Below are 13,451 nucleotides of genomic sequence, written 5' to 3'. Positions count from 1 at the left end.
CATGCTCAGGATCGGAGCCGGGGCTCCACCAGATGAGGATTCCAGTTGTCAACGTGGTGCCTTCCGTGAGAGGACACCGACATTGCACCAGCAAATTGTGACTGCGCCGAATGGATTTCTTTCGGTGCGCTAAAACTCCCGGCTTGCTTCTATTTAATCAATGTGCTTACCTGGGATCGAAAGAGACTTTTAATTGGCTAAAGAATTCAGATTGACATTGTTACGATGCGTCCTTGCGTCCCACCCGCGCATGCAACGCGAGCGCTCCACGGCCGAGCAGGAAGAAGACGCACCCCACGACCAACCCGCTGCCCAACACCGGTAACAGCCCCCCCATCTCTTCGGGGTCCAGGAAGGCGTACGGAATCCGTGCCGTGGTGAACGCCGCGGCCGTCAGCATGCAGACCACGTAGAGCGCCGGCCACAGGCACCATGTTGCTGCCACGCGCGAGAGTCCTGTCCGCGGGGCGGCGTATGTGAGGAATTGGGCGACCACCAGGAACGGGGCAATCCCATGCATCAGGACAAGTGCGGCCCTGACCCAGAGGTCGTCCCATGGCTGGAACCACGTGCCGGTCGGTGACATGGGGGCAATCACGGCGGCGTACACGATGGCCGAGAGCACGACGGCGGTGGTGGCCAACCCCCTCAGGAAGATCGCCGCCTGATCGTTCGGGCGATGGGCGCTCCAGAGCGAGACGACGGCGGCCAGAATCGCGGAGTCGACCGTGAAGTACCACAGCGCGAAGACCGGATCAGTTTTCTGGATGAACTGGCACAGCACTCCGGCGACCAGTACCGCGGCCGTCAGGTAGCTGAGGAGTCTCGGCGTGGTCGATGAGCTCATGACCAGGAAGCCTTCACGCGTGTCGCCAGCGTCGAGACCTGGTCCAGCGAGTGCCACAGGGGATGGCTTCCGGCGAGTGCAATGTCGGTGACGGCCGTCCCCTGCTGGCGGATGACGTGCGCCAGCTGGAGCGCTGCCTTCGGGGGGCAGAGCAAACTCTGTTCGCCTCGAACGATGGCCACGGACGCCTCGGGGCGTTCGGCAAGACCCGCGCGGAGATCCCCGCGCAGCCGCTCATGTCGGAGGGCATTGCCCAGGAGCGTCATGGACAAACGATCGCGGTGGTGCGGCTGGGCCTGGGCGTCATCCTCGGGGGGCAGTACCGCCCCTTCCCAGGCCATGGTCTCGGCCACGTACTGGCCGGCCAGTGCGTCCTCCGCCTCCGTCGCCCGGATCAGGGCTGTCGGCGACCAACGTTGGATCGCGACGGGCTCGACCAGGACGATGTGGGTGGCCACCAACTCGGCCCTGCTGGCCACAGCCAACGCTGCGCTGGCCAGCGACGCCCCCATGGAGTAGCCAACCAACAGGGTTGGACCTGGCCGGGACAAGGCGGGTGCCGCGCCTCGGATCATGTCCCCGGCCAGTCGCCGGAAGTCACCGCGGGCGAGCGCCACCGCCTGTCGCGCCGAAACGCGCGTCGGGCGGGCGCTGCATCCCGGCACCTCGGGCACGACGATCCGGGTTCGCCACCGCTCAGCCAGGAGGGCGAAGCGCTGCAGTTCGAACCGGCTGGTCCAGCCCCCGTACCCCATGAACGCGAGGGCTTCCCGCTCGACTGCGGCTGGCTCGATCACAGCGACCCGTGTGCCGCGGATCCCCGGTAGGTGGGTGATGGATGCTGTGGGCAATCGTCGCTGCATCAAGTGCGCACCCCGGTGGGCGGGGTCACCATGTCGGGTGGGAGCGGGGCGTTGTTCGCGCAGCGGTGCTCCACCAGGGCGGCCCGCACGTCCGCGGACTGCCAGAACATGAACGAATTGGTCAGCACGTCGAGCATGTGGTCGGGCGTGCTCTTGGACCAGGTCAGTTCCCCCCAGTCGAGGGGATTGCCCGAGAGTTCCAATTGGCTCAGGAACTCCCGGAGGCGCTCCTGGAGCATGGTGGCAACGGGAGGAAACTGCGTGCTCCAGTTGGTGGGCGTGCAGTGGGAGTCCCACCGCAGCTTCAGTTGCTCAGCCATGCCGGCCTGGCCGCCGGCCTTTCCGCGCGCAGCGTGGTACATGGCGTACCAGTCGAATGCTTCGGGGCTCACCCGGGCTTGGTCGTACCAACTGGCCCGGCTCGCGTAGCTCTCGTTCATCATCGCGTTGAAGAAGGGCACGGCCTGGGCAATCGCGTGGTTGAGGCGGGACCCGGTCAACAGTTCTTGCTCGCCGGACAGGACCTCGTCGCGCAGTTTGGTCACCTCGGCGGGGCTTCCCTGCCAGCTGGCATCGATGTGTGTCGTGCGGAACCACGCGCGCCCGGCCACGGCGAAGAACTTGGGCCAGCCGTCGGTGAACGCCCCGAACGTCATGAAGTGGGGCGTGAGCTGGCGGTTCGGGAGCCCGGCCGTGACCTTCTCTCGTGCCGCGACGTACTCGGGTGAGGCGACCTCGTTCTTCAGGTGCAGCAAAACGCCCATCCCGGTCTCGATCGGTACGGTCCGCTCGCCGCCGCAGGCCGAGGCGATCCTCGTGAGGGGTAGGACCTCGCGTCCACGGTCCGCCACCATGCGCTCAGTGGCCAAGTGGAAGTCGACGAGCACCGCATCGTACTGCGCGAGTTGCTCGGCCGAGATGCCACCCACATCGAAGACACTGCTCATGGTGTCGATGATGATCTTGCTGGAGGACCCGGTGCCGCGATTGACCTTCTTCACAGCGTCGGCCAGTTCATCACTGCGGTGGCCCAGGTCTTCCACGAGCAGGAGTCGTACATCTGCCATCGTTCATTCCTCCTTGGTGTCGCGCAGGGGACGCACCACGGTGCTCCATCGCGCACTGATCGTCTTGCCCTTGGAGCCGATGTCCTGGGTCAGGTCGCCCTGGCGTGCCCGGAGGTCTTCTCGCAAGCTACCGAGCGTCGAGCCGGTGCGAGCGAAGTGTGCCTCCGGAATCGGCGGCAACGAGTCCTGCACCGAGATGTGCGCGTTGACATCGTCCAGGAACATTGTGACGGTGACATGGGCGTCCAGAAGAAAGGGGTCTTCCGCGTAGGCGTCCCTGGCGTTCTGGAGCAGGTTGGTCAACAGCGACTTGGCGAACTGGTGATTGGGGTCGTCCAAGCGGCCATCCAGATCGAACCTGCTGCCGGCATAAGAGATCGCGGCGTCCGTCAAGAGCTGCCGCACCCGGTGCTCGAAGGGAGTGCGCAGCAGCGTCCTGGAATCCACGGACCCCTTGCGGGCCTCCACGTAGAGCTCCTCGATGTCGCCCAGCATGGTGTGCAGGGCAGCGCGCTGACCCCCGCTGAGTTGCGTCGAGTGGATCACCCGCGGGAGCCCATACTTCGCCGGCTGCATCGTGTCATGCAGGGTCAGCGCGAGTGCGGCCTTCTCCTCGAGACTTGCATGGACATGAACCCGCGCTGCGGCCTGCATGTCCCGCACGTAGTCACGCACGCGAAGCCCGATGTAGTAGCCCAACCCACAGCTCAGGAGGGCATAGGGCAGCGAACCTTCCGGCCAACGCCCCCAGACCTCCCCAATCAGGACCAGGCCCACAGCAATAACGGTGGCGGCCACCCAGAAGCCGGGCTGAAGTGCGCGTACCCAACCTCCGAGGCCGGAGAGCGGTGAGAACCAAGGCGCGTCCATCAGGGTGCCCAGGATTCCCGAGTTGGCGTACAGGAGGGCCAGCACCAACACCGCCACCTTGAGGACCCCTGGATTGGCCGGACCGGTGCCCAGAACGGCGACGATGACGTTGAGCGCCACCGCGAGCGTTCCCAACAACCCTGTCACGTTGAACGGGAGCCGCTCGTACATCAGGTACCAGAAGCGGACGATTCCGGCCAGGACGACATTCCCGGAGGTGTCCATGGCGGAGGCCCTCATGCGGTTCTCGAGCCAGATTTCCAGCAGGGTCTGGGCCACGGCTGGGATGAGGAACGGCCACACCCACCAAGCCACATCCGGAGATAGGGCTAGCAGCACCACCATGCCCGTGAGCAGGAGGCCCCTGGTTGCGAACGGCCGCAAGCGGTCGGTGGTCTTGATGCGCTCATCGGTCACGCGACGCGACCAATCGCTGCGTTGCGGTGCCAACAAGAGATCGCGCCGCAGCGCTTCGACATGGGAGTCGGGTCTGGGCGGCCCTGCATCCACGAACATGCTCATTCCTCCGGGATCCTTCTGCGCATCGCCCACGCGGGAGACTACCCGCAGTCTGCGATGCCTGTCAGCGGTGTCGAGCACCAAGACCTTCTCGACTGCCGGACAACACGATGTGAAGACTCCCCGTTGGGCGCGACCTTTTTCCAGTGGCCATCCTTAGTTCCGATAAAGGACATTTTCGTGCCCTCCCGACACCCTCATGGCCATCGGGTGAAAGGGAGAACGAGAATGATCAGCAACCACAGTTCCAACCGTCGAGGTTTCCGCAAGGTGCGGCGCAACCGCGACTGGGGTTTCTGCGCCACCACCGGCAAGGTCCGCTACGGCGAGATGATCGACGCCAAGAAGGCCCTGGAGAGCGCCTTCCACCAGCGTGCGGCCGCCCGCCTCGCGGGGATCACGTCCTCCAACCAGGTCGTGCGGGCCTACCGCTGCGACGACTGCCGCGGGTATCACACCACCTCCATCCCCCACGCGGCCTACACCTCGCGACGCGAGTCGCTGGCACTCGTGTAGAACCCAGCAGGGGTGCCCGTGCTGATCCGGCCCGGATGCCCCTGCGTCGCAGCGGCGCGCAACAATGGGCGGCATGTTCCATGCGACCACGGCCACCACGCGACTGGACCACATCCGCGCCAACCTCCACGCCATCCGCGCGCGGGTGGGCGACCGGCGCGTGCTCGTCGCGGTCAAGGCCGACGCCTACGGGCACGGCGCGATCGGCGTCTCGCGCATGGTCGAGGCAACCGGTGCGGCCGACTGGCTCGGGGTCGCCACCGTCGACGAGGCGCTGCAGATCCGCGACGCCGGCGTCCGCCTGCCGATCCTCAAGCTCAGCCACGCCCTGACCGACGACGAGGTCGCCGCGTGCATCACCCGCGACATCGACCTGGCCGTCGTCTCCGCCGACTCCATCGACCAGGTCGGCCGGGTGGCTGGGGAGGTGGGGCGCACGGCGTCCGTGCACCTGAAGGTCGACACCGGCATGCGCAGGATCGGCTGCGAGCCCACCGCCGCGCCCGACCTGGCCCGCCGGGTGGACGCCGCGGGCCTGCGGTTGCGCGGCCTGTTCAGCCACCTGCCGGTGTCGGACACCGAAGCCGGGCGGGAGTTCACCGAGCGGCAGATCGCGCTGTTCGCGCGGGTGGCCGACGATGTTGCTGCGGCCCGCGGCCGGGTCGAGCTGGTGCACCTGGCGAACTCCGGCGGCGTGATGATGCACCCGGGGTCGTGGTTCGACATGGTGCGTCCGGGGATCATGGTCTGCGGGTCGAAGCCCGACGTGACGACCGCTGACACCGTGCCGTTGTTGCCCGGTCTGGAGTGGACGACGCGGGTGACCTTCGTGAAGGGTGTCGCGGCCGGTGAGAGCGTCGGGTACGGGCGCACGTGGACGGCGCCGCAGGACACGGTGGTGGCGACGATCCCGGTGGGGTACGGCGATGGGTACAGCCGGCTGCTGTCGAACCGCGGGCGGGTGTTGATCGGGGGGCGGTCGTGCCCGATCGTCGGGCGGGTGTGCATGGACCAGGTGATGGTCGACGTCGGCCCCGGGTCATCGGTCGACGTGGGCGACGAGGTGGTGCTGATCGGGCGCTCGGGGGCTGAGGAGATCACGGTGTCGGAGGTTGCCGACCTGATGGGGACCATCCCCTACGAGGTGACCTGCCTGATCAACGCGCGCGTGGCGCGGGCGGTCGTGGGCTGAAGCTCTTCGGTGTGCGCACCGGCGTGCAGGGGGTGTGTTTCCCCCTGTCGGGGCCGTACTACGCGGCGTAGTCTGACCTGACTTGCACACCTCGTGACTGAATTCGCGGGGTTGGTGATCATCGGTGCTTGTCAGCTGGTTTTGGTTGGCTCGGTGGGGGCACTAAGGAATGGGTAGGATCGGCTGGGTGAGCCCGTTCCTGCGGAAGGTGAAGACCGCCTCGGGGGCGACGGCTGTGCAGATCGTGGAGAAGAAGCACGGGGTCCGCACGATCTTGGAGCACTTGGGCTCGGCGCACGATGAGGCCGAGTTGGCGGCGTTGATGCAGGTCGGTCAAGAGAAGCTTCACGTCAACCAACCCCTGCTGGACTTACCGACCCGGGGTGGGGTGCAAGCCGGGGCGGCGGTGATCGAGGCGAAGCAGTCGAAGCTGCTCGTGGACGTGATCCGGGCCGCTTGGCGGCGGCTCGGTTTCGACGTGATCGAAGATGAGGCGTTCTTCCAGCTGGTGTTGGCGCGGCTGGTGGAGCCGACCTCGAAGCTGGACAGCATCCGGGTGATCGAAGACCTCGGACTGCGCGCCCCGCACCGCAACACGTTCACCAAGGCGTTGCGACGGTGCGCTGACAAGGAGTACCGCGACCGGATCGCTCACGCGTGCTTCCAACACGTGTGGACCGACCAGGGCGGGGACCTCTCCCTACTCATGTACGACGTGACCACGCTGTACTTCGAGACCGACACCGAAGACAGTCTGCGCAAGGTCGGATTCAGCAAGGAACGCCGCGTCGACCCGCAGATCGTGGTCGGCCTGCTCGTGGACCGCACCGGCTTCCCGCTCGAGATCGCCTGCTTCGAGGGAAACAAGGCCGAGACCCAGACGATCATCCCGATCATCAAGGCGTTCCAAGCACGCCATGGTGTCGCCGACATGGTCGTCGTCGCCGATGCCGGCATGTTGTCCACGACGAACTTGGAAGCCATCGACGCCGCGGGCTTGCGGTTCATCGTCGGCTCCCGCGTCACCCGCGCCCCGCATGACCTGGCCAAGTACTTCCACTGGCACGGCAACGCGTTCACTGACGGCCAGGTCATCGACACCATCACGCTGCGCCGCCAGAAGGCTGATCCCGACCAGTTGAAGACCCGCGCCGAACCCGTCTGGGACCCCGCAGCTCATCCGGCCGCGTGGCGGGCGGTCTGGGCCTACTCGCACAAGCGGGTCGCGCGGGACCGCAAGACGCTGGCCGCGCAACGCGACCGGGCGGTCGCGATCGTGGACGGGGACCGGCCGGCGAAGAAGGCCCGGTTCGTGAAGACCACCGGGCAGAGCGCCACCCTCGATGACGTGTCGCTGCAGCGCGCCGCCGATCTGGTGGGGTTGAAGGGCTACGTCACCAACATCACCAGCACAGTGATGCCCGCCGGGGAGGTCATCACCAGTTACCACGACCTGTGGCAGGTCGAGCAATCGTTCCGGATGAGCAAGAGCGACTTGGCTGCCCGGCCGATCTACCACTACCTCCGGGACTCGATCGAGGCGCACCTGACCATCGTGTTCACCGCCCTGGCGATCGCTCGGGACCTGCAGGTCCGCACCGGCTGGAGCATCAAAAGGATCGTCCGCGCGCTACGCCCCCTGCAACACGTCACCATCACTCTGGCCGGCCGACAACTCCAAGCCGAGCCCATGACCCCCGACGACGTAGCCCACATGCTCGACCGCGCAGGTCACTAAAAGTGTGCAAGTCAGGTCGGAATATGTCGCACCCTCCCTCAACACGGGGGTGGTCGACCTCGAGACATCCGTACGGCGACCCTCGACGAGAATCTGACCGCGTCAGACGACGAATTGAGTTTGCGTGCCCTCCCCGAACGTGCTCAGTGAACGGCACGAGCACCCTCGGGCGCGATGACGTGGGCCGCCACTTCCCATCAGGCTTCGTCTGTGGAGGCGATCTGCTTGGTCTCTCGCTCGCCTCCATCGTCTACAGAGATGACCTGCACGATCTCGCCATCGGCGGTGCTGAGGAAGAGAAGCTCCACGTCGTGCTCTTCGCCAGTGGGGGAGGCGGCCAGTGCACGGATCTGCTCTTGACGTTTTGTGACTGACTTGGCGCTGTCGTGCCAGCGGCCCTTCAACTCGATTGTCGTGAGTTGCTCTGTGATCGACGCGGCTGCACGGTCCGCCTCTTCGAGCTGGTGGGCCTGCGAGTCCAGGAACTTGCGGAGCGCCCTGTACGGGTTCTGTGGATCTGCGAGCGCAATCCCGGCAGCATCAGCTAGAAGTGCCTTTCGCCTGATTGCGATTGCACCACGAGCCATGTGGAGTTCGCGGATGACGTAGTCGATGTCCTCGCGATTGCGGGCGAGGAGTTCCTCGAGCCGACGGTAGTCGACCTTGCCGTCCGCGTCGACGAGCTTCTTGAAGAGACCTTGGTGCTTATCCAAGAACTGCTGGGAGCGATGGAACTCGTCGTAGGCGCACTTGAGAGCCAGATCGAGATTCGGGTTGTGTCCGTCGAGCATCAGGCTGATCGCCCGGGTCAGCTGAGCATCAGCGGATCGTTGGTCCTTGATCCGTTCGACGTAGTGCCGCTCCTCCTGGCGGCCCAAGAGCGCCTCCACCTTCCGCTGGTGGGCGCGTAACTCGCCCTGGGCGACCATGTCGACGACCATGACCGTGCCGGCGACTGCGAACACCGGCCAGCCGGCAGCGATCGCTCCGCCGGCCGCCACCGGCTTCAAGACGGCTTGTGCCGTGATACCCGTCCCGTTGCGGGCGAAGCCCCTGAAACCCGAGGTCCCCACTGCCTTGACCAGTTCGGCCCCCTTGGGGAGCAGGACACGATAGAGCGTGGGGTTGGCCGGGTTCAGAGCCTTCACGATCTCGACCATCGACTGCTGGGCCGAAGTGTTGACCGGCACTGTATGAAACTTCGCGATCTCTGCTTCGGCAACTGGACGGTACTCGACAGCGATCGGAACCGTGGCCTCTTCAAGCGCTTCCCAGACAGTCATGGCCGAAGAGTCGACGACGCGAAGCACCTCCTGCGACACGAGCACGCCTGCCAACGGGTACTCCGGGGCCATCTCAGCCTCGGGGACCTCGGTGGCATCCTCGTGCTGTGGGTCGCTTGGCGCAGGGCGCTTGGCGAATCGCCAGAGCAGCGCGGCGGCCACCAGCACCGCGATGATTGCAGCGACGATCAGCAGTGGCTCCATGGGACACAGGCTATTCGGACCCAGCGACAATCCGAGGATGGCGGCGTACTCCGCGCCACCCATGCCGCGGGGTGCGCGAGGGTGGCCTTTCGGCTGGTCTACCCGACGCGCAAGCCCTATCGGGCCGCGGCGGTGGCCCAAGTACGCGTGGACCACGCTCCAGTACAGTCGCTGGCGAGGCCTCGACGACGCCGGTGTCGTTCGACCGCGGAGCCGCAGTGCTACCTCTCGACCAACAACTGTTGCCCTTGGTGGAACGGAGCCGATGAGCCGGGAACCGGGCCCCGACGCCGGCATCGAGCAGCAGGACTCGATCAGGGCCATCGCACAGGTGCTTGAACAACTGCCTCCGTCCCTGAGGGACCCGCTGCTGCAGTCGATGCACGGCCACCCGACCCACTCGATCGCCGAGGACCTCGGGGTATCCGACAGCACCGCCCGCCGACGCATCCAGCGAGCCCGCGACCACATCAGGGACGCGCTCTCCTCGCACATGCACGACGCGACCTGGGTTCCCCTCGAGAACGTCGCCGACCCGGTGCTGGAACGCTCCCAATGCCTGTACGAGCAGACGTTCCCGCTCGCCCCCGGCCCCGCATCGGGCCGGGGTCCCGACAGATGACCCGCTGGCCAAGAAGACTTGGCCAGCGCCCACAACCACAACAGGTGAACACTACGAACACGCACCGCCTGCGGCTGCAACTGCGCACCCGGCCCGGCATGGGCGTGAGCGTCGAGCGCACATGAGGGCGGAATGAGCCAGCGGCGTCTTGGGGTCGTCCACCGCGGCCGAGCGGACTGACCCGCGTTGCTCCTGACGCGCGGTAACGTCGACCTCAGGCGCTCCGCTTCTTTGGCCGGAGATTCGCGTGGTTTCCGCGTCAACGGCGGCGCATGTCGGTATAACTGGGCTTATCGACGGGAGTCGAGTGGGGTTCCGAACGTGCGCAGCAGCTGATAAGGCCAACTCGCGCGGGAATCCAAGAACACTTGGAAAAGCCGCACGCACAGGAGTACCCAGATGCCTTCTGACACTACCAAGACCGAACACGACCTCGGGCAAGCACGCGTCGTGCCTCTATACGCTTCCCTGGATTCAGCGATGCGTGCACAACGGGCGTTCGAGTCTCGATCACTCCTGGGCGAGATGACGTCGCAAATGGGGCAGTACGGCCTGCATTCCTCGGAGACCAGGTGGGACGTGGAGCTGCTGCTTCGCGAAGGCGCTCCGATCGATGGTGTTCGGAGGATCGATGAATACGACGACAACCTGCAGCACTGGGAGACCCCACTGCTGACAGCATGCGTCGATCACCGTGACGAAGTGGTCGAAGCGCTCATCCGATTCGGAGCCGCGGTAGACGCGCCCAACGCCGTGCGCTACCCAAGTGGAGGGGGATTCGGCCACACCGCCCTACACATGTTGGTGGTGAGGCGGGATCGAGTTGGCGCGCAGAGACTTATGTCCGCAGGTGCAGACATCAATCGCCAGACCACCTTAGGCACCACGCCCTTGTGGTATGCGGCCAACAACGACGACCCCGAAATGGTCACCATGCTCCTGGGAGCGGGTGCCCGCCCAGACCTTCCTGATTTCAAGGGGTCGTTCCCCACCGACTGCGCTGGACCCAAGACCCAAGGGATGCTTCAAGCAGCGATGACGGAGAGAGCCCAGCAGGCACAGGCACAACGGTCCCGTTCGTTAGCGGAGTCGACCAGTGGCCCCAAGTCCGACGCCCTATCTGACGGGTCGCGCGACAGCCCAGCGCAGATCGTGGCCATCGCCCTCGGTGATGAACATGGACTTGCCCTGAGGCGCGACGGCACAATCGTTACTTGGGGAAACGCGTACACAACACCGCCTGGTTTGAGCGGCGTGACGGCAATCGCGGCAGGCAAGAGCCACAGCCTTGCTCTTAAGAGCGACGGCACGGTCGTCGCTTGGGGACACGGCAACCAAGGTCAGACGGACGTCCCGGCAGGCCTGGCCGGTGTCGTCGCAATCGCGGCCGGCCTCGCGCACAACTTGGCCCTGAAGAGCGACGGAACGGTTGTCGCATGGGGCTTCAATGACGCGGGGCAGGCTGACGTTCCGTCCGGCCTTGCTGGAGTGACAGCCATCGCTGCTGGCGCTTGGCACAATCTTGCCCTACTGCGCGACGGGCACGTTGTCGCATGGGGGCACCCGGACTCCGATCAGCGACACGTCCCGCACTGGCTGAGGGGGGCTGTCGGCATAGCCGCTGGATATGAGAACAGTTCCGCGGTACTTGCTGACGGCACAGTGGTCGACTGGGGAGTAGACGCGAACTTTGGCCCACTGCCCTCGGACTTCGTCAACGTCGCTTCCATTGCCTACGGCTGGCGACATCGCCTTGCCCTCCGCAAGGACGGCACGGTGGCTGCCGATGGCGGGGAGATGGGTGGACTCATCATTCCGTCCGGCCTCACGGAAGTCGTAGCGATCGCAGGCTCCGTGATTGCAGACCACCGTTCTTTCCTCGCCCTACGACGCGACGGAACGATCGCTCTGATCAAGCACCCCGTGGTTGACTATCGAACTCAAGGAGCTGCCCAGCGCGGTGTAGCTCGCGCGATCACTCCTGCCATGGACATTCCCGTCGAACTGACTCGTCTGCCGACGGTAGTCCGCCAAACTGCAGGAGACGACCACCCACATGCTGCCGACGCGGTCCGCCCGATCAGGGACCCCGACCTGGCGCTTGAGGACATCGAGCTCCTCAACGGTAAGACGGCGCTGATGCACTGGGCCGCGATCGGGGATGAGGGCAAGGTTCAGTCGCTGCTCGCGGGCGGGGCTGATATCAACGCGGTCGACCACGACGGCGATGGCGTGCTGCGGTACGCCTTGACCAGCAAGAACCCCCGCATCTTCGAGATGCTCCTCGATGGCGGTGCAGATCCGGACGCCCCCTGCACTTCTGCTCTTGGCCGCGCCAGCTACTCGATCCTGCACGCCGTCGCGGAGATCGGATGGGCCACTGGCTTGGAAGCGTTGCTTCGGCACGGTGCGGATGTTGAACCGACCCGCGACGGGACCAGTCCGCTAATGCTCGCCGCCGGCGGAGGCCGGGATTCGTGTATCGACCTCCTCAATGAAGCCGGCGCAGATCTTCAGGGAGTGGATGAGGATGGCGACTCGGTCCTCTTCTACGCCGCGTCGAAGGGTCACAAAACAACGGTGGCACGACTTCTCGACCTCGGGGCCAATGTCAACCCCTCCCCAGGCCGTTCAGGCCTGACACCCCTAACCGTCGCGGCGCATATGGCTTCACCTGTAGGCCGGGAGCGCCCGCGTGCCATACCGCCGAGCGACTACGCGAGGATTGTCGTGGACCTCGTGCAAGCTGGCGCAGACGCGACCGCGATGTATCACGCTGGATATGTCCTTCAAAAGCAGACCACTCGGGGCGTTGAGATCGCCCCCCTTGGCCAATTGGTGCAGATGACCACCGGGGACAACTCCTGGAGCGTGGGGTTCCTGACGGAGGCAGGTCGAAAGAACAACCCGCATCTACTTGATCCCCAGCCACAGAAGCGTGAGCCAGCCAAGCATCAGCCAACTGCCCAACCCCACAATGTGCTACAGCAACCCAGTGGGTCAAGAGCGACAACCACAGTTGAAGTTATTGGGTCTACTCAAACAGGGTTCATCAACAAGCCAACAATCAAGGTCTACTGGAACGGTACTGAGATCGGCAGAGTCGAGCATGGTGGGCGGCTCCACTTTGACATCGACTCTGACGGAGAAGTTCGCTTCAGGTACGCGTTCAGATCAGCAAAGACCCAAGTGACACTGGCGGGAGCCACGAAAATCTACCTTGGATGGGATCGAACTTGGGGCCGACTCGTTGCCTCATCTGATCCACGCAATATCCCGCAATGATTTTGGTCGTGTCCTCTCGGCTCCGGCAAGCGAATGGGCTGGCTACGGCATGGTTGTCGATGATGCGTCTCCCGGACAGAGCCCCTCTTTCCCCGGGTGCGCGGCATTTCGGAGGGACTTCACGGGCTCTTCACGAAAGAGAGTGGATGGGGGGTCGGAATCCGCCTGCTTCGAGGAGTGATCTGAGCCGGTAGTTGACGAGGTTGCGGAAGCCGAGCGCGATGGCGCGGAGGTGTTCGAGCCGGCCGTTGATGGCTTCGGTGGGTCCGTTGCTGGAGCCGGGGTGGTCGAACCACGCCAGGATGTCGTCGCGTCGCTTTTCCCCGAGTTCCGCAGTTGGTGGGCATTCGGGCGGGTCTGAGCGAGCATCGATGCTTGTCAACGCGATTCGGTGGTTCCGGAACGGTTGAAAACGGTGGGCACACGAATTGTCGTGTCGGGCTTG

The 13,451-nt window shown here is 65.1% G+C and carries 10 protein-coding genes and 1 pseudogene; 5 read left to right on the top strand and 6 right to left on the bottom strand.

Going from position 1 to position 13,451, the window contains the following annotated elements; all coding sequences use genetic code 11:
* Positions 1 to 220: 220 nt before the first annotated feature.
* The 4 genes from J4N02_RS14845 to J4N02_RS14830 form a co-directional block, all read right to left on the bottom strand.
* Positions 221 to 847 carry a hypothetical protein gene (locus J4N02_RS14845; RefSeq protein ID WP_188334563.1) on the bottom strand — a complete coding sequence of 209 codons (627 nt, stop codon included), beginning with the start codon at positions 845 to 847 and terminating at the stop codon, positions 221 to 223.
* The gene (locus J4N02_RS14840; protein WP_188334562.1) at positions 844 to 1,644 is read right to left on the bottom strand and encodes an alpha/beta fold hydrolase; all 801 of its coding nucleotides are present in this window, start codon (positions 1,642 to 1,644) and stop codon (positions 844 to 846) included. Before J4N02_RS14840 ends, J4N02_RS14845 begins: the two co-directional genes overlap by 4 nt.
* Positions 1,645 to 1,709: 65 nt before the next feature.
* Positions 1,710 to 2,753 carry a hypothetical protein gene (locus J4N02_RS14835; RefSeq protein WP_188334561.1) on the bottom strand — a complete coding sequence of 348 codons (1,044 nt, stop codon included), beginning with the start codon at positions 2,751 to 2,753 and terminating at the stop codon, positions 1,710 to 1,712.
* Positions 2,754 to 2,780: 27 nt separating this feature from the next.
* Positions 2,781 to 4,169 carry a HAMP domain-containing histidine kinase gene (locus J4N02_RS14830; RefSeq protein WP_188334560.1) on the bottom strand — a complete coding sequence of 463 codons (1,389 nt, stop codon included), beginning with the start codon at positions 4,167 to 4,169 and terminating at the stop codon, positions 2,781 to 2,783.
* Between the two features lie 225 nt (positions 4,170 to 4,394).
* Here J4N02_RS14830 and J4N02_RS14825 point away from each other — a divergent pair, with 225 nt between their 5' ends.
* The 3 genes from J4N02_RS14825 (at position 4,395) to J4N02_RS14815 (ending at position 7,612) form a co-directional block, all read left to right on the top strand.
* A complete protein-coding gene (locus J4N02_RS14825; RefSeq protein WP_188334559.1) occupies positions 4,395 to 4,682 on the top strand; it encodes a hypothetical protein in 288 nt (95 codons plus the stop codon).
* Positions 4,683 to 4,755: 73 nt separating this feature from the next.
* Entirely contained in the window at positions 4,756 to 5,874 is a 1,119-nt protein-coding gene (gene alr, locus J4N02_RS14820; protein ID WP_188334558.1) for an alanine racemase, read from the top strand.
* A gap of 187 nt (positions 5,875 to 6,061) precedes the next feature.
* Positions 6,062 to 7,612 carry an IS1634 family transposase gene (locus J4N02_RS14815; RefSeq protein ID WP_188334557.1) on the top strand — a complete coding sequence of 517 codons (1,551 nt, stop codon included), beginning with the start codon at positions 6,062 to 6,064 and terminating at the stop codon, positions 7,610 to 7,612.
* Positions 7,613 to 7,809: 197 nt separating this feature from the next.
* Here the strand turns inward: J4N02_RS14815 and J4N02_RS14810 are convergent, their stop codons facing one another.
* Positions 7,810 to 9,099: a hypothetical protein gene (locus tag J4N02_RS14810; RefSeq protein ID WP_188334556.1), complete on the bottom strand. Its 1,290-nt coding sequence runs from the start codon at positions 9,097 to 9,099 to the stop codon at positions 7,810 to 7,812.
* 265 nt (positions 9,100 to 9,364) lie between these two features.
* Here J4N02_RS14810 and J4N02_RS14805 point away from each other — a divergent pair, with 265 nt between their 5' ends.
* Positions 9,365 to 9,721, top strand: a complete 357-nt coding sequence (locus J4N02_RS14805) for a sigma-70 family RNA polymerase sigma factor (RefSeq protein ID WP_188334555.1) — start codon at positions 9,365 to 9,367, stop codon at positions 9,719 to 9,721.
* A gap of 579 nt (positions 9,722 to 10,300) precedes the next feature.
* A complete protein-coding gene (locus J4N02_RS14800) occupies positions 10,301 to 13,006 on the top strand; it encodes an ankyrin repeat domain-containing protein (RefSeq protein ID WP_188334554.1) in 2,706 nt (901 codons plus the stop codon).
* Between the two features lie 130 nt (positions 13,007 to 13,136).
* On the opposite strand, the pseudogene J4N02_RS14795 reads toward J4N02_RS14800, so the two are convergent.
* A pseudogene (locus tag J4N02_RS14795) lies at positions 13,137 to 13,361 on the bottom strand (transposase); the annotation flags it as partial.
* Positions 13,362 to 13,451 lie beyond the last annotated feature (90 nt).

The sequence above is a fragment of the Propioniciclava sp. MC1595 genome (assembly GCF_017569205.1).
Classification (GTDB): Bacteria; Actinomycetota; Actinomycetes; order Propionibacteriales; family Propionibacteriaceae; genus Propioniciclava.
Note: the sequence above shows the minus strand (reverse complement) of the source record. Positions and strands in the feature narration are given on the sequence as shown.

Bases quoted from the DNA above. Each gene is read 5' to 3' on its own strand.
- J4N02_RS14845 (WP_188334563.1), bottom strand. From the start codon at position 847: ATGAGCTCATCGACCACGCCGAGACTCCTCAGCTACCTGACGGCCGCG.
- J4N02_RS14830 (WP_188334560.1), bottom strand. From the start codon at position 4,169: ATGAGCATGTTCGTGGATGCAGGGCCGCCCAGACCCGACTCCCATGTC.
- J4N02_RS14825 (WP_188334559.1), top strand. From the start codon at position 4,395: ATGATCAGCAACCACAGTTCCAACCGTCGAGGTTTCCGCAAGGTGCGG.
- alr (WP_188334558.1), top strand. From the start codon at position 4,756: ATGTTCCATGCGACCACGGCCACCACGCGACTGGACCACATCCGCGCC.
- J4N02_RS14810 (WP_188334556.1), bottom strand. From the start codon at position 9,099: ATGGAGCCACTGCTGATCGTCGCTGCAATCATCGCGGTGCTGGTGGCC.
- J4N02_RS14805 (WP_188334555.1), top strand. From the start codon at position 9,365: ATGAGCCGGGAACCGGGCCCCGACGCCGGCATCGAGCAGCAGGACTCG.